Genomic DNA, 25,977 nt, shown 5'->3' on the forward strand with positions numbered 1-25,977 from the left:
GAAATTAAATATTCATGAAATAAATTAGATACATACATTGGGGGATTTACATGAGAAGAGCCATGCAGGTTGCTGTATTTATTATCCTGCTGTTTACATTCGGTGTTTACTTGAATGGGACATTCGGCAAATCGATAACTTGGGTCGTTAGTTTGATGACTACTCTAGCTGTTATATCGTTGATCTTGATTATTTTTATGGAGAATCGGCATCCTTCCAGTACAGCGGCCTGGATCCTGGTGTTGGCACTTGTACCGGTTGTCGGTTTTATCTTCTATCTCTTATTCGGTCAAAATTATCGCAAGCGCCGCAATTTCAATCAGAAGGCTCAACGAGACAGACATAGCTACGGCTTCATCGACAGCAGGGTGTTGAATGAACATCATATGCTCTCCGGCTTGTCGCTGGAGCAGCGCCAGATGCTGAAGCTTACACAGCGCATGAGCAAGAGCCCTGTAACCTTCGCCACCCACACGGAAGTGCTGACGAACGGCGAGGAGACGTTTTCCGCACTTATTCGAGAATTAAAGCGTGCGAGACACCATATCCACATGGAATATTACATCTATCGCGACGATGATATCGGACGGCAGATCAAGTCCATCCTGATGGAGAAGGCCAGATCCGGCGTGCAGGTAAGATTTATGTTTGATGCGGTGGGCAGTATATATCTGAAAAAGTCATTTCTAGATGAGATGAGGCAGGCGGGTATTCAGGTCGTTGCATTCGGGCCGATGAAGTTTCGTATCTTCACGAATAGAATGAATTATCGGAATCATCGCAAGATTGTCATCATCGATGGTGACGTTGGATTTATCGGCGGGTTAAATGTCGGCGACGAATATTTGAGCCGCAGCAAGACGTACGGCTTCTGGCGGGATACTCACATGATCGTTCGCGGCGAGGCAGTTCAGACGCTGCAGATGATCTTTCTGCAGGATTGGCGGCATATGACGAAAGAGGAATTGTACGATTCACGATATTTCGTGGTGAGCTCGTCTATTAAGGAATCGGCAGGCGCAGTTCAGATCATTGCAAGCGGACCAGACCAGCAATTCCAGACGATGAAAAATGTATTCTTCTCTATGCTGACCTCAGCCAGACGCTCGATCTGGATGGCGACGCCTTATTTTATCCCAGATGAAGATATATTGACTGCGATGAAGGTGGCGGCCTTGTCCGGTATTGAAGTCAAGCTGCTCTTTCCCGCTAAGCCCGACAAGTGGCTGCCGTTCTTGGCGTCTCATTCCTACTTTCAAGGGTTGATTGAAGCGGGGGTCAAGATCTATGAGTATGAGAAGGGCTTCCTGCATTCCAAGCTCGTCATCGTCGATGGTGAGATTGCTACAATAGGTACGACAAATTTGGATATGCGGAGCTTTTATCTGAACTTTGAAGTGAACGCACTGCTCGTGCAAACGAAGAGCGTAGACCAACTGGTACGCGATTTTGAACGCGACCTGCAGTCGACGAAGCATATTCGAGAAGAGCATTTTCTGCGCCGCCGCATCGTGACGAGGTTCTTGGAGTCGGTGGCGCGGTTGTTTTCACCGCTGCTATAAGCTTTCATATATTTCATCAAGCTGTTGAGCCGAGCTCAACAGCTTTTTTTGGCGGGAGAAACAGAATAGGAAGCGGAACATCTAGAGGTAGGATCTATTATAGAGCGGATTGCATATGATAGGATGGACAGGATATCCACAGAATGAGGCCATAATGGTCATTTGTCATCTGAGCAGAGACCTATTATTATTTTTCATGTCTTTATAGTGTCTAAAAGTGAAAATGTCTTTGGTAAGCGGACACTTTCTAACGTACAATAGTAGTGTGGTGAAACCGATAACGGTTCACCTTTAGCATAAACATATACGCTGCATGTGATTAAGGATATTAGCCTAATGGCGTTAAATAGCGGAGGGGAAAAGGGGCATGAAGTATCGTAGTGTGTTTGACATCATTGGACCTATCATGGTCGGTCCATCCAGTTCTCACACAGCCGGAGCGGCAAAGATCGGCAGGCTTGCTCGAAGCATCTTCGGAAGGCAGCCGAAGAAGGTGCATATTATGCTGTATGGTTCTTTTGCGGAGACCTATAAAGGTCATGCGACGGATGTAGCGCTTATCGCTGGACTATTGGATTACGATACGGATGATCCTCGTCTGCCGGACGCGCCGAAGTATGCGGAAGAAGCGGGCGTTGAGGTTGCGATTACAACAGAAGAAGCCATTCCAGTGCATCCGAATACAGCTCGCATTCATATGCAGGATGAGTTGGATGAGATGGAAGTAGCAGGGATATCAATTGGGGGCGGCAAGGTTGAGATATGCGAATTGAACGGCTTCCAGCTTAGCTTGTCCGGTCAGAGTCCGGCGATCCTCATCGTGAACCAAGACCGATTTGGCGTTATTGCGGGGGTTACGAACATATTGAGCCGCGAACAGGTCAATATCGGCAATATGAAAGTGTCAAGGAAGGAAAAGGGGAAACAGGCTCTCATGGTCATCGAAACCGATGAGACGATGGATGAAGAAATCCTACGGGAGATTCGGGGTCTGCAGGGCGTCGTACGCGTGCTGCGGATGGAGGATTAACATAGTGATTCACGGTGTGAACCTTTAGCAGCCGTATGGGCATTCTATATGATTAGAGGAGGCAGCGCTTACATGTTTCGAAATGTAGCGGAATTGATAGCGATGACGGAAGAGCGGTCCTGCTCGATTGCTGACATTATGATTGAACAGGAGATGCAGGTGACGGGCCGCAGTCGCGAAGCAGTGCGGGAGCAGATGGGCCGCAATCTCACGGTGATGGAGCAGGCGGTCGAGCGCGGGATGGCCGGCGTGAAGTCGCATTCGGGCTTAACTGGCGGCGATGCCGTGAAGATGCGCGCTTATATTGACAGCGGGCTGGGCCTGAGCGGCAACACGATTCTGGACGCCGTCTGCAAGGCGGTCGCCACGAACGAGGTCAATGCCGCCATGGGCATGATCTGCGCGACGCCGACTGCCGGCTCGGCGGGTGTCGTGCCGGGCACGCTGTTCGCGCTGCGCGACAAGCTGAACCCGACGCGCGAGCAGATGATCGATTTCTTGTTCGTATCCGGTGCCTTCGGCATGGTGGTGGCGAACAATGCATCGATCAGCGGCGCGGCGGGCGGATGCCAAGCCGAAGTCGGATCGGCTTCGGGCATGGCAGCGGCATCCATCGTCGCGTTAGCCGGCGGAACGCCGCAGCAGTCGGCAACGGCGATGGCTATCGCGTTGAAGAATCTGCTGGGTCTGGTGTGCGACCCAGTGGCAGGACTGGTAGAGGTGCCCTGCGTGAAGCGCAATGCCATGGGCGCGGCGATTGCCATGGTGGCGGCAGACATGTCGCTGGCCGGCATCACGAGCACGATCCCATGCGATGAAGTGATCGAGGCGATGTTCCGCATCGGGCAGACGATGCCGACAGCGCTGCGAGAGACGGCGCTGGGCGGATTGGCCGCCACGCCGACCGGGAAGCGGCTGAAGCAGGAGATATTCGGGCAACCAGAGGCAGCCGATTCCGAATAATCAATCTTATATGATTCATGCGGGAGTCCTGAAAAGGGCTCCTTTTCTTGAGGGTTCTTTCACGACATGGCAATGTAGAACAGGACGAGTCGCGGCATCATATATTTACCACGACTTTGTGGATATTCGCCGTATACTATGCCGTCAGTTTTTGTTATGCTTAGTCATATTATAAGAAAATGATGGAATATTGTGTATGGAATAGATGCAATACTGGTTCGCATAAGCTGGCGCTAAGCTAAGTTGGCATCGTGCGGCGGAAGCTGCGACTGATTGCGCTGTGAAGCCGGTCTGCCAATATCTCGTTTGCGACGATGGGGAAAGGAGAGTTACCAGTGACAATACAATCTAATGAATCCGCATCAGAGCTCCCTGTTTCTCACGCGACAGAAAGACGTAAAGCTGAGCATGTGCGAATCTGCTTAGAAGAAGAAGTGAACGGGATCGGCATCTCGACAGGGCTTGAGCGATATCGCTTTATGCATCAAGCACTGCCGGAGATCGATTTCCACGATATAGATCTCTCGGTGTCATGGTTCGGCAAGCAAGCCAAGACACCGTTTCTCATTAGCTCCATGACAGGCGGAAGTCATGGAACGGGACAGATTAACCGCCGCTTAGCCGCTATGGCAGAAGTGCGGGGGTGGGCTATGGGAGTCGGCTCGGTGCGTGCGGCAGTGGAGAATCCAGAAGTTGCGGATACGTTTCAACTGCGTGATGTGGCGCCGACGATCCCGATGTTTACGAACATTGGAGCTGTGCAGCTCAATATGGGGATGGGAGTAGAGGAATGCCGCCGTGCAGTAGATATCGTACAAGCTGACGGTTTAATTCTGCATCTGAATGCGCTGCAGGAGGTATTTCAGCCGGAAGGCGACTTGAACTTCTCGAACCTGCTGCGGCAGATCGAGAGGGTATGCCGTGAGCTTGAAGTTCCTGTCGGCGTGAAGGAGGTCGGCTGGGGCATCGCTGCGGATACAGCGCGCAAGCTGACGGATGTCGGCGTCGCCTTCATCGATATCGCCGGCGCGGGTGGCACGTCCTGGAGCCAGGTGGAGAAGCTGCGCTCGAAGGACAACATTCGCCGCCACGCAGCGGAAGCGTTTGTCGGCTGGGGGATTCCTACAGCCGATTGCGTGCGGGATGTGCGCAGCGCCCTGCCTGACATGACGGTGGTCGCAAGCGGGGGGCTGCGCAATGGCGTCGATGCCGCCAAAGCGTTGGCGCTGGGCGCTAATGCCGCTGGCTACGGCCGATCGCTTCTGCGGTCAGCGGTATTGTCAGACGAAGCGGTGCATGATACATTGGCACAGGTCGAATTGGAGCTGTCGATCGCGATGTTCGGCATCGGCGCCCGGACGATTGAAGATTTGCGTCATACAGATCGACTAGTGTTGATATAAGCATGTTTGCCATAGCGAGGAGCCCTGTAGGGCTCTTTTTATGCAATCTAGATTCATATAGTGTGAACAAAATGTTAACTTGAAGGGTAAGTGATGAACAATATGTGAAAAAATGCTCAAATATCTATTGTTAGACATTTATCTATTAGATAGTAACATTGTGAATGTCAACAATGTTTAGACAGACTGTGAAGAGGTGTACATATGAGACAGTGGTTTATTAGTGTAGCGGATAAACGTTCCTTGAAACAAAAGTTTTTTTTCTTATTTATAGTCATATTGATCGGATTCATGACGACCGGAATTGTCTCATTAAGCCAAGCCAATAAGCTGATGAATAGTTTAGACGAAATGTACAATACGCATATGAAGTCGGTAATCCGGACGGAAAGCATGATGATTTCCTTCAAGCAGGCTTCCGCTTACTTGGAGCGAATGGCAGAAAGTGAAGATATGAAGGTAGCCGTGTGGCACTGGGAAGATTATGAGCGTTATATGAAGCAAGTAAAGGACGCTCATTCCGACTTTATGTCGCTGCAGACGAATTTAGGCGTGAATGAAACATTGAATCAGCTGAGCAGCAACCTCCTGAAGATGGAGCAGCTTGCGAATGAGATGCACAGACAGGCTGAACATAATAATTTTGCTGCTGCCCAAGAGCTTTATAAGGACCAGGGGGCTCCGCTGCACAAAATAATGTTCGATCAGATGAAGAGTCTGGAAGGCGCCAGTTTAAAGGCATCAGAGGATATCTATAACAGTAATCAGGCAAGCGGGAAGTCCGAAATGTGGAAGAGCATTATCATCGTCATGATGATTTGTACTATTGTAGCAGGGATATGCATATTGATTATGCGCTCGGTTAATCGACCTGTCATGAAGCTTCAAGCATTAATGGCGAAGGCTGCGAGCGGAGACCTGCGCGTTGAAAGCGATGAGTTAAGCAACAATGAGATGGGCAAGCTATCGCAAAGCTTTAATCATATGATCCAGAGCTTGCGTGATTTGGTATTCCATATTAAGTCCAGCAGCCATCAGTTGGCTGACAGTGCCTCCCATGTTGCGGATTATACCGAGCGGTCGCACGAGAATGCGAAGCAGACGGTAAGCACGATGGGATTGGCAGCTGAGCGTGTGAACCAGCAGCAGCTCTCGACAGCCGAAACGTCTACTGCTATGGAAGAAATGTCGAGAGGGATTGAAGACATCGTCAATGCAGCTGGAGAAGCAATGGAGCTGGCAATCGATGCTGGAGTTCATTCTCAAGCTGGAACCGTACAGATGCAGCAGGCTATTGATAAGATGAAGCTGATTCGCAGCGCGGTTGAAAGTGCTGCGGCTGTTGTACAAGAGATGAACGAGTATTCTGCTTCAATACATAAGGTAGTTGCCACCGTTCAAGGTATAAGCAAGATGACCAGCTTGCTGGCCCTGAATGCCTCTATTGAAGCGGCGCGTGCGGGTGAGCACGGTCGGGGCTTCAGCGTCGTAGCGGAAGAAGTGCACAAGCTTGCAGCCCAAACCAGCGACTCGCTAAAGGATATAGAACAAGTTATTGCTAACTTGAGCCTGGGCACTAGTCATGTTAATGAGGCAATGGAGGATGTGCAGGAGCATGTGAACAGCGGTGAGCAGACGATAGAGCTTGCGGGGCAATGCTTTATGGACATTAACCTTCAAGTGCAGCAGGTTTCAGCCCAGATGCAATCGGTGTCCGCAGCTACCGAAGAAATGAGCGCGAGCTCTGAAGAAATTGCCGCCTCTACAATCGAAGTTTCGAAGCTTGCGGATCAATCGATGCAGGATACCCAGCATGTGATGAATATGACGAAAGACCAGCTGGAATCGATGAGTCAAATATCAAGCACGGTGGAGGAACTGCATAAGCTGTCGGATGGCTTGGAATCGCGTGTTAATCAATTTGAATTGGAATAAATGAACCTTGATGCGGAAGACTCGTATGCCGTCGGCGTAGGGGTCTTTTTATCTGCGCTGCGTAGAGAAATTATTACCTTTGGATTTTAGGGAAATACCTGTATACAATGGGTTTAATTATTATGCAAAAGGCTACAAGACATTTTACGGAGTATGAAGGAGTGAACGTTTGCAGCATGTCCAAGAAGCAATCTACTTCAAGTCAAACACAAGGGACTAACCTAAGCTCAACTGATCAATTTAGCTCGACAGGGTTCATCTTGGCGGCTATCGGCAGCGCTGTTGGACTTGGGAATATGTGGAAATTCACATATGTAACAGGAGAGAATGGCGGTGGAGCCTTCGTCCTGCTATTTATATTTTTCTTATTCGTTGTCGGCCTCCCGGTATTGCTTGGCGAGATGGCGATTGGCCGTGCTGGTCGCGGTGACGCCGTACATGCATTCACGAAGCTTTCAGGCAAGAAATGGTGGGGTATCTTGGGCTTTATCGCAGTACTGGCGGCATTCCTCATTCTGACTTACTACAGTACGATCGCTGGTTGGACGCTGCATTATGCGGTGCAATCGCTTAACGGCGAGCTGTTTACCCATACGGACTTCGCTCAGTTCTTCGATGAATTCACTGGCAGCTATTGGCCAATCGTATGGCAAATTGTTGTACTGGCACTCTGCTTTATCGTTGTTGTGCGAGGTATCTCCAGTGGTATTGAAAAGTTCAATAAGATCGTTATTCCAAGCTTGCTCGTTTTTCTCGTTATCATGTTGTTCCGCAGCTTGACGCTTGATGGCGCAGCTGAAGGAATTCGCTACTTCTTGTATCCAGATTTCTCACAATTGACATTCCAGTCCGTACTTATGGCGTTGGGTCTAGCCTTCTTCTCGTTATCACTAGGTATGGGGGCTATGCTTACGTATGGAGCCTATGTAGACAAGCGTCAGTCGCTTCCGAATGCGACCATTGCAGTTGGAGCTGGTAATCTGGCGTATGCATTGATGTCTGGCTTGATCATATTTCCGATTACTTTTACATTTGGAATCGCGCCTGACCAAGGCCCTGGGCTTATCTTTGTTGCACTGCCCGCAGCGTTCGCGTCGATGCCGTATGGCAGCCTGTTTGGCGGCATATTCTTTATCCTGCTAGCTATTGCGGCGCTCACTTCATGTCTGGCTTTGATCGAAGTGCCGGTAGCCCTCTTGATGCGCAAGTTCTCCATGAGTCGAATTAAGGCGGCGACCGTATTCATGATTGCTCTATATGCTTTGGCACTGCCTGTTACGCTCTCATCAGGAGGTGTGCTGACCGACTACGTCGTTGGCGGCAATAACCTGTACGACTGGGTTGACTTTATTACATCCAACGTGATGCTTCCGCTCGGCGGATTGTTCGTAACCTTGCTTGTCGGCTATGTATGGAAGGAGTCCAGAGCAGAGGTCGGCCTGTCCAATGGCTGGATGAAAGTCTGGTATTTCTCTATGCGCTACATTATACCGATTCTGATCGTGTTGATCTTGTTGTCATCAGTCGGAATTATTTAATAATGGGATCCTGTCTCTTGCGGCAGGATTCTTTATTTTATATGGATAATCAACAAATTTGGAGTTAAGTAAATAAATTAGATAATTTTGATGCAACCTTTTTTGAGTAGGCACGTCTAAGGGGTACAGCTGAACAAACAGCAAACTAGTTCCCCTTTGATTCAGAAGAATCATCACAGGGAACTCTGATACTCTACTTACTTCAGGAGGTAATCATTATGAAATCATGGTCTAAACTACTCGTTACAACAACAGTCGTAGCAATGATGGCACTTCCGCTGACAGCAGCAGCAGCACCAAAGCAAGTTACTGGGCATGTGATGCCAGTGAACGATGTGAAGAAGCCAGAAGCAGCCGTTACTAAAGGAATCATCACTGAAATTGTTCATAACAAGTACGGTACTTATGCAATGCTTGAAGGAAAAGGCGCTACAGCGGGTAATCCTGATGTGATTCGCCTCGTATTGGGCGATGATGTTGTAGTAAAAGACCAATACGGTAAGAAAGCTGACCTGTTTGAAGCGGTGAAGAATGAATGGACAGTAACGGCGACTTACGGTCCGGCAATGACAATGAGCATTCCTCCGCAATCCTCAGCAATATCGATTACAGTTGAAGTTCCAGCGAAGCCGGAGCAAGAAGCGATCGTATCGGCAGGCGTCATTACAGATGTACAAGAGATGGATGGCAAGAACAAAGGTGACGATTACTACCGCGTTACAGTAGCAGGCGCTAACCCTGTTATCCTGAATGTAAACAAAGACACGAAGATCGTAGATGAGAAGGGCAAGAAATTGAATGTAGATGCACTGGACAAAAACGTCAGCATTACAGCAACATACGGTCCAGCAATGACAAGAAGCCTTCCTCCAATCGCGACAGCAGAAAAGATTGTTGTTCACAACGCGACTTCTAAAGTTGAAGGAACAGTAGCTAGTGCTGATCACAACAAAATTCACGTTGATGTGAAAGCTGATGGCAAGATCGAGAACGATATGATCTTGAAGATCAAGAAAGATACACCAATTGTCGATGTTAATGGTAAAAAGGTAGCGGTTTCTGATCTGAAAAAAGGCACGAAAGTAGTTGGATACCACTCCCAAATCGTGACAGGTTCTATTCCAGCTCAATCACATGCTGATATGATCATTGTTCAAAATAATGTGAAGTAATAAGTAAGGGCGCCAGAGATGGCGTCCTTTTTCATATTCCAGAACATACAACAGACCCAACTGCTCATCATGATCCGGACGAGTCCGCCTTGAAACAGACACTTTTCAAAAATGGGATAAATGCTATAATGGATAGCAATATCAAGCGCACTATATGCGCATAGTATGGAGGCGTAAGGCTCGAATGGGCATCTTGATGAATCAACACCGCATCTATTTTTCAGGTGATTCTTATAATGGTCTGCCTGAGCTGTTAGCTGTGATGGAGAACGGTTCACAGCAGCAATCGGCAGAAGCGGCCCATGAATGCTTCGATCAGCTGATGCTTGAGCCGCTGTCGAATGACTACGCGCAAATATTCATTCCGTTACTAATAGACCTGCTTCTTATTCGAGACAAGTCAGTAGCTAAGTCTGTGATCTTGAATCGAATGACAGAGTTTCTGATTCAAGAATGGGATGGACATGATGTATTTGGAATTACAGCATCATATGGGCCGACTCGAGCTGACTCGTCAGATGGAAGCGCCATTTGGCGTCAAATGTTGACGAATAGATTACCGCAATTAATCGAATTGCTGCATGAAGAGGAAGCAACGGCGATTCAAGCCATCTATGCGATCCATTTATTGCAGAGTGACGAAGAGCGGATTGAGACAGCGCTTCTTGAGGTTACGCTGCATACGTCATCTCCTTATGTACGGCTTAATGGCTTAGTGGCTTTGGCTGACATGCGACGCCGTGCGGGGACATCGTTTAATCCATCCATTGCGTTTGGGCAGATGAGCCAACAACCATTGTATGAAGCGATGCGCGCTGTCAGTATGGGAATCATGTCGATTGGCGGCGGGATGCGTGAAATGGATATGGATATGCTGCTAAGCGGGATGGCTATGCCTCGTTCGGAGCGTTCTTTATTTCCATGGGCGGATGGTTCACCGACTGCTTGCTGCGCGCAAGCGGCACGCATGGCTATACAACAGCTCGGATGGAGCGACAGCCAGATGCTGAAATGGTGGCGTGATGCGCTACAAAGAGCAATTACGGGGCATCAACACATGTGCAAGCTGGTCACTTGGGAAGTTGGATATTCGAAAGTGCAATGGGATGAGGAATTCCTGCAGTGGCATTGGAACGCGCCTATGCTGGTGGCAGATAATATGCTGCGATGGCGTTTTAGCAGCCGCGAAACGGCGGGGCCGTTTGAGGAGCAGCCAGAGTTGCTATGCGAAGCTTTGCGACTCATTGTGGAGCACTCGGTAGATGTTCCATTTGCATCCGCATATGGCATTAAGCATTTGCTGTATCCTGCACATTATAAACTTAGAAAGAATTAGAGGGTATCCTCTGATACCCCCGTATTTGGTTTGAAATGGGCAAGGCGGATCATTTATCCGTCTTTTTTGGTTTTTGGCGGAAGGGAACAGCGGTCTTCGCTTGTTCAACCGTATCGTTGACGAATGCCATATCTTGATTTTTGGCTTGCATATTTGTTGTGCCGACATAGTTGCCGCGATGAGTCTTGTTTTCCATCGTTCAAGCCTCCTTCACTGCCGTTAGGCAGCTTTCGGTATGATGTGATCGTCTATAGTGTGGAATCGAGCTCGGCATCCTATTCATTTTACGAAATGGGGTTAGATGGCTGAAGTGTTGGCGGGCAATTCTGTGTTATAATACATGTAAGGGATTCAATTGCTTCACTTGCCAACAAAAAATCTAGTCTATGACTAGGTTTTTTTGATGTTGTTGGTTATAATGGGTAAGGAATTTTTTTTGAAATTAGAAGGAGACGTCTGGAAACGTTGTTTAACATACAGCTTTATAAGCTGCGTTATGCAAGGGGCGGTTTTTAAACGGCGGACCAATGAACGTTGATTATACATGACAACAACTAAGGAGTGGAATAAATATGGCATTGAAAGCAGGGATCGTAGGACTGCCTAACGTAGGGAAGTCGACGTTGTTCAACGCAATTACACAAGCAGGTGCTGAATCAGCTAACTATCCGTTCTGTACGATTGACCCGAACGTAGGTGTCGTTGAGGTACCGGATGAGCGTCTTATTAAATTGACTCAGTTGGTCGTGCCTAATCGCACAGTTCCTACAGCGTTCGAATTTGTTGATATTGCAGGTCTTGTTCGCGGCGCGAGCAAAGGCGAAGGCCTCGGCAACAAGTTTCTTGCTCATATTCGCGAGGTAGACGCGATTGTTCACGTTGTACGCTGCTTCGAGGATGAGAACATTACGCATGTCGATGGCAAGATCGATCCGATCAGCGACATTCAGACGATCAACCTTGAGCTGATACTCGCAGACTTGGATTCGGTTGAGAAGCGTCTGGATCGTACGAAGAAGAACATGAAGGGCGGCAACAAGCAGTATGCGGCTGAATTAGAAGTGCTGGAGAAGCTGAAAGAGTCCCTATATAGCGATATGCCAGCGCGCAGTGTGGAGCTGACTGATGAAGAGAAGCTGGTTGTTCGCGATCTTCATTTGCTGACGATGAAGCCGGTTCTTTATGCAGCCAACGTTAGCGAAGACGAAGTTGCTAACTCAGAAGATAATCCATTTGTAGCGAAAGTTCGTGAGTTTGCGTCGCAAGAAGGTGCTGAAGTAGTGCCGATCAGCGCGAAGGTGGAATCCGAGATCGCTGAGCTTGAAGGAGAAGATCGCGCGATGTTCCTTGAAGAGCTCGGACTTGAATTCTCCGGTCTGGATCGCTTGATTCAAGCGGCTTATCGTTTGCTTGGACTGTATACTTATTTTACAGCGGGTGTACAAGAGGTACGTGCTTGGACGATTCGCAAAGGCATGAAAGCTCCGCAAGCAGCAGGTGTTATTCATACCGACTTTGAGCGCGGCTTTATCCGTGCAGAAGTTGTATCTTATGATGACCTAGTAGCTGGTGGATCGATGAATGCTGTGAAAGAGCAGGGCAAGCTTCGTCTGGAAGGCAAGGATTATGTCGTTAAGGACGGCGACATTATGCATTTCCGCTTCAACGTATAGTTGGGGCTTCTGATATAAAATTGGAGAGCGCGTGTGCAGTCTCCGCAATAATATAAGATAAGAGGTGAACCATTATGATGCTAGATCGTTTGCAATCGCTCGCTGATCGCTATGAAAAGCTGAGTGAATTGTTATGTGACCCGGATGTGGCGAACGATACGAAGAGGCTGCGTGACTTGTCGAAGGAACAGTCCGATCTTCAAGAGCCATATGAAGCTTTTATGGAGTACAAGACCGTCGTGAGTGAGCTGGACGGCGCTAAAGCAATGATGCAGGAGAAGTTGGACGACGAAATGCGTGAAATGGTGAAGATGGAGATCGATGAGCTTTCTCAGCGTGAGAAAGAGCTGGAAGATAAGATTCGTATCCTGCTTCTGCCTAAGGACCCTAACGACGATAAGAACGTTATCGTTGAGATTCGCGGCGCTGCCGGCGGTGACGAAGCAGCATTGTTCGCAGCTGAACTGTACCGTATGTATACACGTTATGCAGAATCCCAAGGCTGGAAGACAGAGCTCATGGAAGCAAACATCAATGACCTGGGCGGCTTTAAAGAGGTTATTTTCAGCATTAACGGCAAAGGCGCATACAGCAAGCTGAAGTATGAGAGCGGCGCTCACCGGGTACAGCGTATCCCAGTGACGGAGTCCGGCGGACGTATTCATACTTCGACATCTACTGTAGGGGTAATGCCGGAGATTGAAGATTTTGAAGTGGAGATCCTGGATAAGGATATTCGCGTAGACACGTTCTGCTCCTCTGGCGCAGGCGGTCAGTCGGTTAATACGACGAAATCTGCGGTTCGCGTCACGCATGTTCCTACGGGCATCATGGCGACATGTCAGGACGGTAAGTCGCAGAATGACAATAAAGCGAAGGCGCTGCAAGTATTGCGCGCGCGTATCTTCGATATTAAGCGTCAAGAGGAAGAAGCGAAGTATGCAGGCGAACGCAAGAGCAAGGTCGGTACTGGCGACCGTTCTGAGCGCATTCGCACATACAACTTCCCGCAAAGCCGTGTAACCGACCATCGCATCGGCTTAACACTGCACAAGCTGGATCAAGTCATGAGCGGTGATATGGAAGATATCATTCAAGCGCTCACGTTGACGGAGCAAGCGGAATTGATGGAGCGGGAGAATCAAGTATGATGCAGGGGCGCGGAGCGGAAGGAACGGAAGCGAATTTCCGCCTCGAATGGCCCTGCACAATAAGAGAAGCCTGGGTTCAGGCTTCTTCTTATTTATCCGGCCATGGAGTCGCGGACGGGCCCCATCATGCGGAGCTGCTGCTGCGGCATGCGCTGCAGTGGGAGCGAACCCGCTATCTGATGGGGCTCGTTGAGCCGCTTGCGGCGGAAGTCGCTGAGCCGTTTGCCGCGATGATGATGCGGCGAGCGGCTGGTGAGCCCACCCAATATATTATGGGTGAGGCATGGTTTTACGGTCTGCGCTATGAAGTGAGCGCAGACGTGCTCATACCGCGCCCCGAGACGGAGCTGCTCGTCGAGGCGGTGCTCGCCGAGGCCGATCGCCTCTGGGGCCAGGGCGCGGTAGCTGCTGCGCTTCGCGTCGCCGACATCGGCACGGGCAGCGGCGCGATCGCGTGCACGCTGGCGCACGAGCGGCCGCAGTGGCGCGTGAGCGCGGTCGACATCTCGCCAGCGGCGCTTGCTGTGGCACAGCGCAACGCCGAGCTGCTTGGCGTCGCCGCACAGCTCGAGTGGCTCGAAGGCGACCTGCTCGCGCCGCTAGACGGCCGCGCACTGGATATCTTGGTGTCTAATCCGCCGTACATACCGGCGGCAGACATCCCTGATCTCCAGCGCGAGGTGCGCGACTTCGAGCCGCATACCGCTCTCGTCGGCGGTGACGACGGGCTCGACCCGTACCGCAGTATGGCAGATACCATCGCTCAATGGGAGCGGCCGCCGCGCCTCGTCGCGTTCGAGCTTGGCATGGGACAAGCCCCTGCCGTAGCAGAACTGGTCCGCACCGCTGGATACCGCGAGATACGCATAATAACAGACCTAGCCGGCATTGACCGCCATGTGCTAGGTATTCGTTCATAGCAGTTTTACGGGGAGCCTGCCACTTTGCAGGCTCCCTTTTAAATATCTAATGCTTCAGTAGTGCTGACGAGGATATATCCTGTTATTCTGAGCTACTCGATGATGTTAACTAACTATTGTTGAACATCCTCAAACGTATAATGTGCAATAGAATATCAATTGTCGTATTGGAGTACCAGCAAATGTGATTTGCTAATCAAGACTTATCTTTGTGAAAATAAACACAAGAGATAACGAGCTCCTCTGTCATTGACATCTGACCATTATCCCACCGGCTCAGAAAGGTCAGTAGTGATCAAATGAGCAGCGCCAGTTACCTGAGCCAAAGGTAGAATAGTGAGAGGGAAGTGCGGAGTGTGCAAGCCCTTCGACCGTTATCCCCAATGCTCAAGACGATGGAGAGATCGCGTCAGAAGGACAGTTACCTGAGCCAAAGGGAGAATAGTGAGAAGGAAGTGAGGAGTGTGCAAGCCCTTCGACTGTTATCCCTGATGCTCAGGTGAATGGAGAGATTGCATCAGAAGTGCGGTTACCTGAGCCGAAGGGAGAATAGAGAGAGGGAAGTGAGGAGTGTGCAAGCCCTTCGACTGTTATCCCTGAAGCTCAGGACGATGGAGAGATCGCGTCAGAAGGGTAGCTACCTGAGCGAAAGGGAGAATAGTGAGAGGGAAGCGGAGGGTGTACAAGCCCTTCGGCTGTTATCCCCGATGCTAAGGACAATGGAAAGATCGCGCTAGAAAAGCAGTTACCTGAGCCAATGGGAGAATAGTCTGAGGGGTTGGGGAGGTATATACGTTACATTTGGCTGGTCGAGATATTAAGTGCTTGATGGTGGAGGGCATATTTTAATAGATTGATAGGTTTAGCTCGGTAGGGTTGGGGACATAATGATGGCTAAGAGGCGCGCCCAACCTCACAAGGAGCATGACCATCATGCAAATTAAAAAAGTTATAAAAGCTGTAATGCTAGGGTCGATCTTAGCAGGCGCTGTGATGAGTTGGGGAACTGTAGTATTGGCTAGTTCGAATGGGAATATTAATGAATCCGCACGTATTTATGCGAATGCTGCGGAGGATTCTGATTATAATCAAGCACGTGCTGATGTCATTCCAGCAGATGCGATTCGTTTGCGTATCTTGGCAAACTCGGACAGCGATGAAGATCAAGCCGTTAAACGAGAAGTGCGCGACCGCGTGGTTGAGCTGATGAATGGCTGGCTGGAAGATGGTAATGTGCCAAGTACGAGAGATGAAGCTCGAGCGATGATTGAAACGCATCTGGAGCAGCTGCAGCGGGCAGCGAATGATGTACTGGAGTCGGCTGGCATTTCTTATAAGGCAGTCGCGGAGCTGAAGGTGGTTCCGTTTCCTGCTAAGCTCTATGGAGGACAAGTCTATCCAGCTGGTGATTATGAAGCACTGCGAATCACGCTTGGTACGGGAGAGGGTCAGAACTGGTGGTGTGTGCTTTTTCCACCGTTATGCTTTGTTGATGGGACCCAGGGTACGGCGACGGCTAATGCAGAAACCGGGGCTGATGGGGATAAGCTGAAAGAGAAGGCAGGAGAAGCTGATCAAAGCGGATCCAGCAAAGAAGAGTTAGCTTCCAACAATGCTGAGGGCAGCGCATCAACCGACAGCTCGGATCAGACGGAACGTGAAGTGAGATTTTTTCTATGGGATATGCTTGTAGCAATTGGAGAATGGATTCAGGCTATGTTTACTGCCATTTTTGGTTAGTTTATATCATATATGGATTGACACGATCCTGTATAATGAGTAGAAGAATAGGGAGGATGTCGAACGTATGTGTCGACATCTTTCTTGCATTGCACGATAGTTAGCGATAGAAGGACGGATCAACATGGAACTAGTTAATCAAGATGCTGCGCTGAATCAGGCGTGTAAGAACGATATAGATACACAGTGGTGGCCGTTGAATGAGCTGGAAGGGCTGAAGCGAGAGGAAGCAATTCGCGAGGCGGCTCATTTGTTGGCTGCAGGGCAGACCGTTGCGTTTCCGACGGAAACGGTATACGGATTGGGCGGCGATGCCGGATCGACGGAGGCTGTTGAGGCTATATTTGCAGCTAAGGGGCGTCCTTCGGACAATCCGCTTATCGTCCATGTGTCAGACCGTGAGCAGGTGGATGCATTGGTTGAGCCGTATGGGGAGATAGCAGCGCGTCTTATGGAGCGTTTCTGGCCGGGGCCGCTGACGATTGTGCTGCCGGTTCGTGAGGGGGCTGTGTCGCCTCGCGTTACGGCAGGGCTTGATACGGTGGCGGTACGGATGCCGGACCACCCGGTGGCGCTGGAGCTAATCCGCGCCTCCGGGTGTCCGATCGCGGCGCCGAGCGCGAATCGCTCGGGGCGCCCAAGTCCGACGCGCGCGGAGCATGTGCGCGCGGATCTAGCCGGTCGCATCGCCGGTATCGTAGACGGCGGCGCGACCGGCGTTGGTGTGGAATCGACCGTCGTGGAAGTGAACGTGAACGACGGCTCGATTCATGTGCTTCGCCCAGGCGGCATTACGCCGGCGATGCTGAAAGAGGTGTGCCCGCGGGTAACGATAGATCCCGCGGTTGATCCCGAGCGCGGTATGCTGCGCGAGTTGCCTAAGGCGGCGTCTGCGACGCTGGCAACCGATAAGCAGATGCCCGCGCAAGCGCCGCGGTCGCCCGGCATGAAGTATACCCATTACGCTCCAAAGGGCGTATTGTCACTCGTGCAGGGCGATTCCGCGGATGCGGTGTCGGCCTACATTCAGGCCGACCTCGACGACGCTCAGCGCCGTGGTGAACGGACCGGCGTACTCGCCTTCAGCGAGCACGCCAGCCTCTACCGCGCCGACGTCGTCGTCGAGCTGGGCAGCTTGGCTGACCTAAGCCAAGCCGCTCAGCTGCTCTATGACGCCCTGCGTCAATGTGACGATGCAGGCGCCACATACATTCTGGCTGAGACGTGTCCGGCCGAGGGGATGGGCTTGGCGGTTATGAACCGCCTCGTGAAAGCCGCCGGCCATCGTCTCATCCATATCTAACGGCACCATATCATCGGTGCCGTCATGTTTCTCCCCTTGTCCGCATAAGGTGTATAGATGATGGGACAAGGGGAGAACGGACCGTGCTGGAGACTTCATTTCCGATAGGACAATGGTTAACGATTATCGTCATGGCCGTCGCGCTTGGATTTGATGCCTTTTCCTTATGTTTAGGGATTGGGATTAAAGGGGTACGGCGGCTTCATATGCTTCGCATCAGCTTTATGGTCGCGCTCTTTCACCTGATCATGCCGTTGGTGGGTATATTAACTGGCAAGTGGATGAGCGAAATGCTGGGTCAAATAACGGGCCTGGCTGCCGGTGCACTGCTGGCGCTGCTAGGGGCTCATATGATCTATAATTCGCTGAAAGGCGAGTCTTCGGGCTTCATGAGCACAGCTACTTGGATCGGAACGATATTTTTTGCGTTAAGTGTGAGTGTGGATTCATTTTCAGTGGGAGTATCGCTCGGTATGTTTCAGTCAGACCTGTGGACTACGATTGCGGCATTTGGATTGTTCGGCGGGCTAATGTCTGTAATGGGACTTATGCTGGGCAACCACATTGGACAGCGGATTGGAGAATACGGCGAAGCGGCAGGCGGCGCGATCTTACTTACATTCGGTATATTGTTCTTGATCGGATAGGACAACCTTACCTAATATTCGGTTATAATAATTAGCAGGAAATGCGCAGGGCAGATGAACGAATGTCCTTCGCATGATTCAATGACATGGAGCGGGGGGACAGCATGAAGCGCGTATTATTTGTGTGTACGGGGAATACCTGCCGCAGTCCGATGGCAGAATCGATTCTCAGACATCTTGCTAAGGAGCAGGGCGTTGAAGTGGAAGTGCGCTCCGCTGGAGTGTCGGCATGGGACGGCACACCGATGTCCAATCATGCGCAGAAGGTACTGCAGGATATGCGGATGGAGAATGCATCATTTTCTTCACAAATGCTCTCAGAGCCTATAGTGACTTGGGCAGATCTAATATTAACGTTGACTACCAGCCATAAACGCCATCTGCTGCACTTATATCCGGAAGCGGCAGATAAGACGTATACTTTAAAAGAGTATGCCGATGTGCCGTCAGACGAGTCAGCGTTAAATGAAATGACGGCGTTGGCTGTTGAACTGCAGATCAAATTGTCAAAAGGCGAACAGCCTACGCCAGCTGAGATGGCACGACTCCGGGAATTTCAGCAGCAAGCTCCTAGCTTGGATATTCAGGATCCATTCGGAGGCTCGGTAGCAGATTACAAGCTGACAGCGGAAGAGATTCATGCCGCGCTTGTTAAGATCGTAGAACGATTTTCATAAAAATTTTAATAAAGCAGTAATTGAGTTTCTTTACCAAATAGGATATGATACAGCTAATGAGCAGTGTTCGATGTAACTGGCGACGAACGTGGATGAAACCACAGTGGAGCATCGAACGATTCGGCCGGTCGCCTGGGCAGGAGAGCAGGGTATGCGTGTAGAAGCGCATGCTTGGCTCTCCTTGTTTATTTGGTTGCCTGTCTTTCCGGATGAAATCAGCTATAATAAGGGAAAGGGTTATAAACCAGACTAGATTAAGCTGCACTTTGCGGCTAACCGTTTCATTCAAGGAGGATACTATCATGCTAATAGCAATCGGCGCAGACCATGCAGGAGTTAATTTGAAGCAGGATATCATTGACGTAGTTAAGGAACTAGGTCATGACGTAATCGATAAGGGCTGTGACTGCTCCACATCTGTTGATTATCCGGACTATGCGCAGCCAGTTGCAGAGATGGTTGCCAAGGGAGAGGCAGATCGCGGCATTCTAATCTGCGGCACAGGCATCGGCATGTCGATCGCTGCAAACAAGGTACGCGGTGTACGCTGCGCGCTTGTACATGATCTGTTCTCAGCTAAGGCGACACGTGAACATAATGATACGAATGTGCTTGCATTAGGCGAGCGTGTGACAGGCCCTGGACTTGCGCAGGACATCGTTCGGACTTGGCTGTCCACTGAATTCAGCAATGGCGAGCGTCACGTCAATCGTTTGGGGAAGATTAAGCAGATTGAAGATCAATATCATTCCGAGGTCTAACGGAAAGGGGAACTGAACCGTGCACGAACCGCAATTGTTGAATAACATCAGGCAGGAAGCAGAAGCAGCAGCACATGCACTTGCGGCAGAAGCAGGGCTCCGCCCGGGACAGTTGGTCGTTATTGGCTGCAGCACCAGCGAAGTCATCGGCGAGCGTATCGGCACCTCCGGCACGTTAGAAGTGGCCAATGCCTTATTGGACGGCTTGGAAATATTGAAGCATCAGTATGGTGCTAAGCTGGCTTATCAATGCTGTGAACATCTGAATCGTGCGCTTGTCGTAGAACGGGACACATGCGAAGCTCAGCAGCTCGTAGAAGTAAGTGCTGTACCTGTGCCTAAGGCTGGCGGCTCCATGGCCGCTGCGGCTTATCGCCGATTGGCAGAGCCGTGCTTGGTGGAGCATATTCAAGCTCACGCTGGCATCGACATCGGCGAGACGTTGATTGGCATGCATCTTCGGCATGTGGCCGTACCTCTGCGCACAACGGTCAAATCAATTGGCTCAGCTCGAGTCACTATGGCTAGAACACGGCCTAAGCTTATTGGCGGGGAACGGGCTGTGTATCAATTGGAGAATACTTCATCGACGAAGTGCGATTGACCTTTGCGCCTGCCACATTGTGAGGCGATCTAATAAGAAGGTACTATATGGTATGAGTTAACTATTGGGAGGGGTTGTAATTATGGTGGATCATCTGAGACAGCAAGATCCTGAAGTATTGAAAGCAATGGATCTGGAGCTTCAACGTCAACGTCACAACATCGAGCTGATTGCTTCCGAAAATATTGTTAGTGAAGCAGTTATGGAAGCGATGGGAACAGTTCTGACGAACAAATACGCGGAAGGCTATCCAGGACGCCGTTACTACGGCGGCTGTGAGCATGTTGACATCGTAGAAGACATCGCACGCGACCGCGCGAAGGAACTGTTCGGCGCTGAGCACGCTAATGTGCAGCCGCACTCCGGTGCGCAGGCGAACCTAGCTGTATATCTGGCAGCTTTGAAGCCTGGCGATACTGTGCTGGGGATGAACCTTGCACATGGTGGACACTTGACCCACGGCAGCCCGGTCAACGCTTCCGGCTTGCTGTACAACTTCGTCGATTACGGCGTCAATGAAGAAACATTCCGCATTGATTATGACGACGTTCGCAAAGCGGCTTTCAAGCACCGTCCGAAGATGATCGTAGCCGGTGCAAGTGCATACCCTCGCGTGATCGACTTTGAAGCGCTCGCTTCCATCGCAAACGATGTCGGCGCGCTGTTCATGGTCGATATGGCGCATATCGCTGGCCTCGTCGCTGCAGGCGAGCATCCGAGCCCAGTGCCGCACGCGCACTTCGTGACCACGACGACGCATAAGACGCTTCGTGGACCGCGCGGCGGAATGATCCTGTGCCGCAAGGCTTGGGCACAGGCCATCGACAAAGCTGTATTCCCGGGCATCCAAGGCGGCCCGCTCATGCATGTGATCGCCTCGAAGGCTGTCGCACTCGGCGAAGCACTGCAGCCTTCCTTCAAGCAATACGCGAAGCAGGTTGTGAAGAATGCCAGCGTCTTGGCCGAATCGTTAATCGCGCAAGGCCTGCATCTCGTATCCGGCGGAACAGACAACCACTTGATGCTGATCGATACGCGCAACATTAACATTACGGGTAAAGACGCGGAGAAGGTGCTTGATTCCGTAGGCATTACCGTGAACAAGAATGCAATTCCATTTGACCCAACTAGCCCATTCGTAACGAGCGGTATCCGTATCGGTACGCCGGCAGCAACATCCCGCGGCATGGATGAAGCGGCGATGGTTAAGATCGCAGAAATCATCGCGATCACGCTCAAGAACCCGCACGATGCGGCTGTGCTTGAGAAGGCAAGAGGTATGGTTCGCGAATTGACGGATCAATTCCCTCTTTACTCTGATCTGAAATATTAATCGATAACGAATAATATCGTGTAAAGGAACCTCCAATTCCACATTGAATGTGAGCTGCGGAGGTTCTTTTTTATGCAGCATCACTATCCAATAAGTAGCGGTTCAGTTAATATATGTCCGAGCTATCCCTATACAGGATAGGGCATATCGTTAGTGCGAGATGTTAAAGCTATATAGAGAATACTTTTGGAAGCAGCTGATATAGCTGGATTGTGAGGGCGTAAATTGGATGGTGTGAGTATAACTCATTTTCAAAATGACCACTAATAAAGCATGTGCAAAAAATTGCATACTTTGTACGCTCTGATTCGTATTCCAAGGGTAAGAGATGTAACACATGTGCAGTTCTATCACAAGGGTGTTATAATAGAGCCTGTTTATATTCATGCACCAAGAATCATCACGGATAAGTAAATAGCGGAGGTAACTATTCTTATGGGTAAATTGGTCATTTGCGATCATCCATTGATTCAACACAAATTAACGTTCATTCGAGACAAGCACACGAACACGAAGGATTTTCGTGAGCTGGTGGACGAAGTAGCCACGTTGATGGCTTACGAGATTACACGTGAATTGAAGCTCGACACGATTCAAGTTGAGACGCCCGTTTCTGCGACTGAGGGCAAGGTTATTTCCGGACGTATGCTTGGTCTTATTCCAATCCTTCGCGCAGGTCTTGGCATGGTAGAAGGTGTTGTTAAGCTCGTGCCGGGCGCTAAGATTGGTCATGTTGGTCTGTTCCGCGACCCAGAAACACTGAAACCAGTCGAATACTATACGAAGCTTCCAACAGACGTGCAAGAGCGTCAATTGATCGTTATCGATCCAATGCTGGCGACAGGCGGTTCCGCTATTGCGGCAATCGATGTATTGAAAAAGTGCAACTGTTCGCAAATTAAATTGATGTGTCTAGTAGCCGCGCCAGAAGGTGTAGAGGCAATGCAAGAAGCGCATCCTGATGTAGACATCTATGTGGCGGCGCTGGATGAGAAGCTGAACGATCATGGCTATATCGTGCCAGGACTTGGCGATGCTGGAGACCGCCTGTTTGGAACGAAGTAGTATTATAAGGAAATAATTAGATGTGAGTCTGGGGCTGCTAGCGGAATATGGCAGTCCTCCTCATTATTATGATCGGGAACGGAGGATTTGCATAATGAGAAAAATAAAGGTAATGACCGTGTTCGGCGTACGGCCGGAAGCAATCAAGATGGCTCCGTTGATTCTTGAACTTGAGAAGCACACGGAACAGATCGAATCGATCGTATGCGTTACGGCGCAGCATCGTGAGATGTTGGATCAGGTGCTGGAAGTGTTCAAGATTAAACCGGACTATGACTTGAACGTCATGCAGAAGAGTCAGTCGCTGAATGACATTACGATCCGCGTTCTTCAAGGGCTCCAGCCTGTACTGGAGGAAGCGAAGCCGGATATCGTGCTTGTTCATGGGGATACGCTTACAACATTCCTAGCAAGCTATGCGGCATTCATGCAGCAGATTAAAGTTGGTCATGTAGAAGCAGGACTGCGGACATGGAATAAATTGTCCCCGTACCCTGAGGAAATGAACAGACAGCTGACAGGTGTGCTGGCTGATCTGCATTTTGCGCCGACGGAATGGTCCGCTAACAATTTGAGAAGTGAAAATAAAAATGATGCATCGATATATGTCACAGGCAACACCGTGACGGATGTGTTTCAATATTCAGTATTACCTAATTACACACACGAGGTTCTGGAGTGGGCTAAGGGTAAACGACTTATTCTGATGACAGCCCATCGCCGTGAATCACAAGGTGAGCCTCATCGCAACATATTCCGAGCAGTTCGCCGTATCGCTGACGAATTCGAGGACATCGCGATCGTGTATCCAGTTCACTTAAGCCCAGCAGTTCGTGAACCGGCCCATGAGATGCTTGGTAATCATCCGCGCATCAAGTTGATTGACCCGCTTGACGTTGTTGATCTCCACAATTTTTACCAGCACACACATCTCATTCTGACCGATTCTGGCGGACTTCAAGAAGAAGCTCCGTCTTTTGGTGTACCTGTTCTTGTGCTGCGTGATACAACCGAGCGTCCGGAAGGAATCGAGGCAGGCACTCTAGAATTAGTAGGAACAGATGAAGAGAAGGTTTATGAGCGTACGAAGCTGCTGCTTGAAGATCAAGAGGTATATGAGCGAATGAGTAAAGCGGCTAATCCTTACGGTGATGGAAAAGCTTCTGAACGGATTGTCAGTGCGATTCTTCACAGTTTTGGGCTAAAATCGGATCGTCCAGAGTCTTTTCACACAATGTTCACAAATTAAGAAGTCCTTCCATTCTTTCTGAAAACTATTCAGCATACAGTGAAACTGTACGGTTTGGCGCGGGTTTCCGGCTTGAAAACAATGAAAATCAACGCAGTACAGCCCTTGAAACAAGGGAGATTTGAAGCATTTGGTTCGTTGACAAAAAGTTGTTTTTTTAAGTAAAATGAATGGGAATTATAGCCTATGAAATCGTCGAATGATAACGAAAATATGTGGCGAATTGCATTAGCCATCAGTGGAATGGGTCTAACCTTAGTTGTATATATTCTGCTGGGTTATTTCGTGGGATATGGGTTGGTTCAGATATGGGACGGGCCTAAGTTGTGGATGGGTATCGGAGCAATCGTTGGGATGTTTCTCGGTATCGCCAATATCATCTGGTTGGTTAGAAAGTTCATTGGGGGAACAAAATGATTGATATTTCAACCATTGTGAATGTTGTCACCAGAGTGGCGCTTCTTCTCATGTCATTGTTCCTTTCTGGATATGTATTACTTCCGGAATACCGTCCTGTTGCCATCGGATTGACCCTTGGCATGGCGGCCGGATTAATAAATGTACGCTACCTGGCGACAAAGGTTCAGCAGATCGCCCAGATGGCGCTTGCTCAGACAGAGAAGAAACGTTTCAGCTTCGGCTTCATTACTCGAATATGCATAGCGCTGTTGACGGTAATGGTTGCAGTTAAGTTTGAAGAAGTTTCACTCGTTTCCACTATTATTGGATTGTTCGCGGCACAACTTCTCATTTTGGTTGTCGCCTTTGTCATCAATTTGAGGCAGAAACAATGACCAAGTTTACTTGAAAGGGGTGAACACAACACAATGCATTTAGCTCCAATAATTGAAATCAATGGATTTCGACTAGACCTGTCAATTATCATGATGCTAACCGTCACCGTCCTCGCCGTCTTCATTCTTGCACGTCTCGCTGTCCGCAATCTATCAGTTGAGAATCCGACAAAAATGCAGAACTTTATGGAATGGGTTGTCGAATTCGTACAGGGTATCGTGGCGAGCGCAATGGACTTCAAGAAAGGCAGAGGCTATGTAACATTAGGATTAACGCTTATCCTATTTATCTTCGTAGCTAACGTGCTCGGATTGCCGTTTGCGATCATCACAGAGGCCCATGGCCCAGTCGAGGTCTTTGGACATCAGCTTGTGGGATCCGAGGCTGGAGCCGAGTATTTATGGTGGAAATCACCAACAGCCGATCTCTCGATTACAGCGGGTCTGGCGATAATGGTGTTTGTCATCGTGAATTTCTTAGGTCTTAAGAACAACGCCAAGCATTACTTGAAGCACTATATTGAGCCGTTTCCAATTTTCTTACCGCTTAATATCGTTGAGAATCTCGCTAAACCGATCGCGTTGGCTATTCGTTTGTTTGCCAATATCTTTGCGGGTGAGGTTATTCTCGGAACACTCATTGGGGCAGGTATCTTCGGTATTCCTTTCGTTGCGGCTTGGCAAGGATTCAGTATCTTTGTCGGCGGTTTGCAAGCGTTTATCTTTGTCATGCTGACCATGGTATATATCGGTCAAGCGGCAGTGCACGAAGAGCATTAATAGACTCTGCCCGTACTACCTTCCGTTAACGGACTAGTCGGATGAGATATATTAATTTATCAAATTCAAAAATATTAAACAATTTTGAGGAGGATTTTCTCATGGAATTCTTGGCAGCAGCAATTGCAGTAGGTTTAGGCGCTTTGGGCGCAGGTCTTGGTAACGGTATGATCGTAAGCAAAACAGTAGAATCCATTGCTCGTCAACCAGAAGCTCGCGGTACTTTGCAAACAACAATGTTTATCGGTGTTGGTATCGTAGAGGTTATTCCTCTCGCGGCTACTCTTATCGCGTTCTTGATTATGTTCTCTTAATAATTCGACAAACGGTTTGGCGGGGAA

At 49.6% G+C, this 25,977-nt stretch carries 25 protein-coding genes and 1 riboswitch; of the genes, 24 read left to right on the forward strand and 1 reads right to left on the reverse strand.

All coding sequences use genetic code 11. The features are described 5' to 3' along the window. Nucleotides 1–50: 50 nt before the first annotated feature. From cls to AC3WTP_RS01530, 8 genes are all read left to right on the forward strand, one after another. Nucleotides 51–1,562 (forward strand): cardiolipin synthase, encoded by a 1,512-nt coding sequence (gene cls / locus AC3WTP_RS01495; protein WP_492392806.1) that lies wholly within the window; start codon nt 51–53, stop codon nt 1,560–1,562. Between the two features lie 367 nt (nt 1,563–1,929). Continuing rightward, the gene (gene sdaAB, locus AC3WTP_RS01500; RefSeq protein ID WP_492392807.1) at nt 1,930–2,592 is read left to right on the forward strand and encodes an L-serine ammonia-lyase, iron-sulfur-dependent subunit beta; all 663 of its coding nucleotides are present in this window, start codon (nt 1,930–1,932) and stop codon (nt 2,590–2,592) included. A 72-nt stretch (nt 2,593–2,664) separates the two neighbouring features. Next, nucleotides 2,665–3,555 (forward strand): L-serine ammonia-lyase, iron-sulfur-dependent, subunit alpha, encoded by an 891-nt coding sequence (sdaAA, locus tag AC3WTP_RS01505; protein WP_492392808.1) that lies wholly within the window; start codon nt 2,665–2,667, stop codon nt 3,553–3,555. A gap of 335 nt (nt 3,556–3,890) precedes the next feature. Further along, nucleotides 3,891–4,958, forward strand: a complete 1,068-nt coding sequence (fni, locus tag AC3WTP_RS01510; protein ID WP_492392809.1) for a type 2 isopentenyl-diphosphate Delta-isomerase — start codon at nt 3,891–3,893, stop codon at nt 4,956–4,958. Nucleotides 4,959–5,162: 204 nt separating this feature from the next. Beyond that, the gene (locus AC3WTP_RS01515) at nt 5,163–6,893 is read left to right on the forward strand and encodes a methyl-accepting chemotaxis protein (protein ID WP_492392810.1); all 1,731 of its coding nucleotides are present in this window, start codon (nt 5,163–5,165) and stop codon (nt 6,891–6,893) included. 176 nt (nt 6,894–7,069) lie between these two features. Beyond that, on the forward strand, nt 7,070–8,431 hold the full coding sequence (locus AC3WTP_RS01520) for a sodium-dependent transporter (RefSeq protein ID WP_492392811.1): 1,362 nt from the start codon (nt 7,070–7,072) through the stop codon (nt 8,429–8,431). Nucleotides 8,432–8,649: 218 nt separating this feature from the next. Continuing rightward, complete coding sequence (locus AC3WTP_RS01525) at nt 8,650–9,603, forward strand: hypothetical protein (RefSeq protein WP_492392812.1); 954 nt, start codon at nt 8,650–8,652, stop codon at nt 9,601–9,603. Nucleotides 9,604–9,787: 184 nt separating this feature from the next. Continuing rightward, nucleotides 9,788–10,939 carry a hypothetical protein gene (locus AC3WTP_RS01530; protein ID WP_492392813.1) on the forward strand — a complete coding sequence of 384 codons (1,152 nt, stop codon included), beginning with the start codon at nt 9,788–9,790 and terminating at the stop codon, nt 10,937–10,939. 49 nt (nt 10,940–10,988) lie between these two features. Here AC3WTP_RS01530 and AC3WTP_RS01535 read toward each other — a convergent pair whose 3' ends face one another. After that, the gene (locus AC3WTP_RS01535) at nt 10,989–11,135 is read right to left on the reverse strand and encodes a hypothetical protein (RefSeq protein ID WP_492392814.1); all 147 of its coding nucleotides are present in this window, start codon (nt 11,133–11,135) and stop codon (nt 10,989–10,991) included. 376 nt (nt 11,136–11,511) lie between these two features. On the opposite strand from AC3WTP_RS01535, the gene ychF reads away from it, so the two are divergent. The 16 genes from ychF to atpE all read left to right on the forward strand — a co-directional run bounded on the left by ychF (nt 11,512) and on the right by atpE (nt 25,950). Beyond that, nucleotides 11,512–12,612, forward strand: a complete 1,101-nt coding sequence (gene ychF / locus AC3WTP_RS01540) for a redox-regulated ATPase YchF (RefSeq protein WP_492392815.1) — start codon at nt 11,512–11,514, stop codon at nt 12,610–12,612. Between the two features lie 77 nt (nt 12,613–12,689). Beyond that, nucleotides 12,690–13,763 (forward strand): peptide chain release factor 1, encoded by a 1,074-nt coding sequence (prfA, locus tag AC3WTP_RS01545; protein WP_492392959.1) that lies wholly within the window; start codon nt 12,690–12,692, stop codon nt 13,761–13,763. Beyond that, nucleotides 13,760–14,683, forward strand: coding sequence for a peptide chain release factor N(5)-glutamine methyltransferase (prmC, locus tag AC3WTP_RS01550; protein WP_492392816.1), 924 nt, complete (start codon nt 13,760–13,762; stop codon nt 14,681–14,683). The genes prfA and prmC overlap by 4 nt, the downstream gene beginning before the upstream one ends. A gap of 933 nt (nt 14,684–15,616) precedes the next feature. Then, a complete protein-coding gene (gene spoIIR, locus AC3WTP_RS01555) occupies nt 15,617–16,423 on the forward strand; it encodes a stage II sporulation protein R (RefSeq protein WP_492392817.1) in 807 nt (268 codons plus the stop codon). A gap of 124 nt (nt 16,424–16,547) precedes the next feature. After that, nucleotides 16,548–17,726, forward strand: a complete 1,179-nt coding sequence (locus tag AC3WTP_RS01560) for an L-threonylcarbamoyladenylate synthase (protein WP_492392818.1) — start codon at nt 16,548–16,550, stop codon at nt 17,724–17,726. 83 nt (nt 17,727–17,809) lie between these two features. Next, nucleotides 17,810–18,373 carry a manganese efflux pump MntP gene (locus tag AC3WTP_RS01565; RefSeq protein WP_492392819.1) on the forward strand — a complete coding sequence of 188 codons (564 nt, stop codon included), beginning with the start codon at nt 17,810–17,812 and terminating at the stop codon, nt 18,371–18,373. Between the two features lie 104 nt (nt 18,374–18,477). Then, nucleotides 18,478–19,050 (forward strand): low molecular weight protein arginine phosphatase, encoded by a 573-nt coding sequence (locus tag AC3WTP_RS01570; protein ID WP_492392820.1) that lies wholly within the window; start codon nt 18,478–18,480, stop codon nt 19,048–19,050. Nucleotides 19,051–19,112: 62 nt separating this feature from the next. Beyond that, a riboswitch (ZMP/ZTP riboswitch) is annotated at nt 19,113–19,195 on the forward strand. Nucleotides 19,196–19,352: 157 nt separating this feature from the next. After that, a complete protein-coding gene (rpiB, locus tag AC3WTP_RS01575; RefSeq protein ID WP_492392821.1) occupies nt 19,353–19,811 on the forward strand; it encodes a ribose 5-phosphate isomerase B in 459 nt (152 codons plus the stop codon). 19 nt (nt 19,812–19,830) lie between these two features. Further along, nucleotides 19,831–20,415 (forward strand): TIGR01440 family protein, encoded by a 585-nt coding sequence (locus AC3WTP_RS01580; protein WP_492392822.1) that lies wholly within the window; start codon nt 19,831–19,833, stop codon nt 20,413–20,415. An 82-nt stretch (nt 20,416–20,497) separates the two neighbouring features. Further along, nucleotides 20,498–21,748 (forward strand): serine hydroxymethyltransferase, encoded by a 1,251-nt coding sequence (gene glyA, locus AC3WTP_RS01585; protein WP_492392823.1) that lies wholly within the window; start codon nt 20,498–20,500, stop codon nt 21,746–21,748. A gap of 435 nt (nt 21,749–22,183) precedes the next feature. After that, a complete protein-coding gene (upp, locus tag AC3WTP_RS01590) occupies nt 22,184–22,813 on the forward strand; it encodes a uracil phosphoribosyltransferase (protein WP_492392824.1) in 630 nt (209 codons plus the stop codon). A gap of 94 nt (nt 22,814–22,907) precedes the next feature. Continuing rightward, the gene (gene wecB / locus AC3WTP_RS01595) at nt 22,908–24,062 is read left to right on the forward strand and encodes a non-hydrolyzing UDP-N-acetylglucosamine 2-epimerase (protein WP_492392825.1); all 1,155 of its coding nucleotides are present in this window, start codon (nt 22,908–22,910) and stop codon (nt 24,060–24,062) included. Between the two features lie 186 nt (nt 24,063–24,248). Continuing rightward, entirely contained in the window at nt 24,249–24,479 is a 231-nt protein-coding gene (locus AC3WTP_RS01600; protein WP_492392826.1) for an AtpZ/AtpI family protein, read from the forward strand. Then, the gene (locus tag AC3WTP_RS01605) at nt 24,476–24,856 is read left to right on the forward strand and encodes an ATP synthase subunit I (RefSeq protein WP_492392827.1); all 381 of its coding nucleotides are present in this window, start codon (nt 24,476–24,478) and stop codon (nt 24,854–24,856) included. Before AC3WTP_RS01600 ends, AC3WTP_RS01605 begins: the two co-directional genes overlap by 4 nt. Before the next feature lie 33 nt (nt 24,857–24,889). Then, entirely contained in the window at nt 24,890–25,636 is a 747-nt protein-coding gene (gene atpB, locus AC3WTP_RS01610) for a F0F1 ATP synthase subunit A (RefSeq protein WP_492392828.1), read from the forward strand. A gap of 101 nt (nt 25,637–25,737) precedes the next feature. After that, nucleotides 25,738–25,950: a F0F1 ATP synthase subunit C gene (gene atpE / locus AC3WTP_RS01615; RefSeq protein ID WP_458569953.1), complete on the forward strand. Its 213-nt coding sequence runs from the start codon at nt 25,738–25,740 to the stop codon at nt 25,948–25,950. The last annotated feature ends 27 nt before the right edge of the window (nt 25,951–25,977 follow it).

This window comes from Paenibacillus sp. EB106-04-04-XG159, assembly GCF_058791835.1.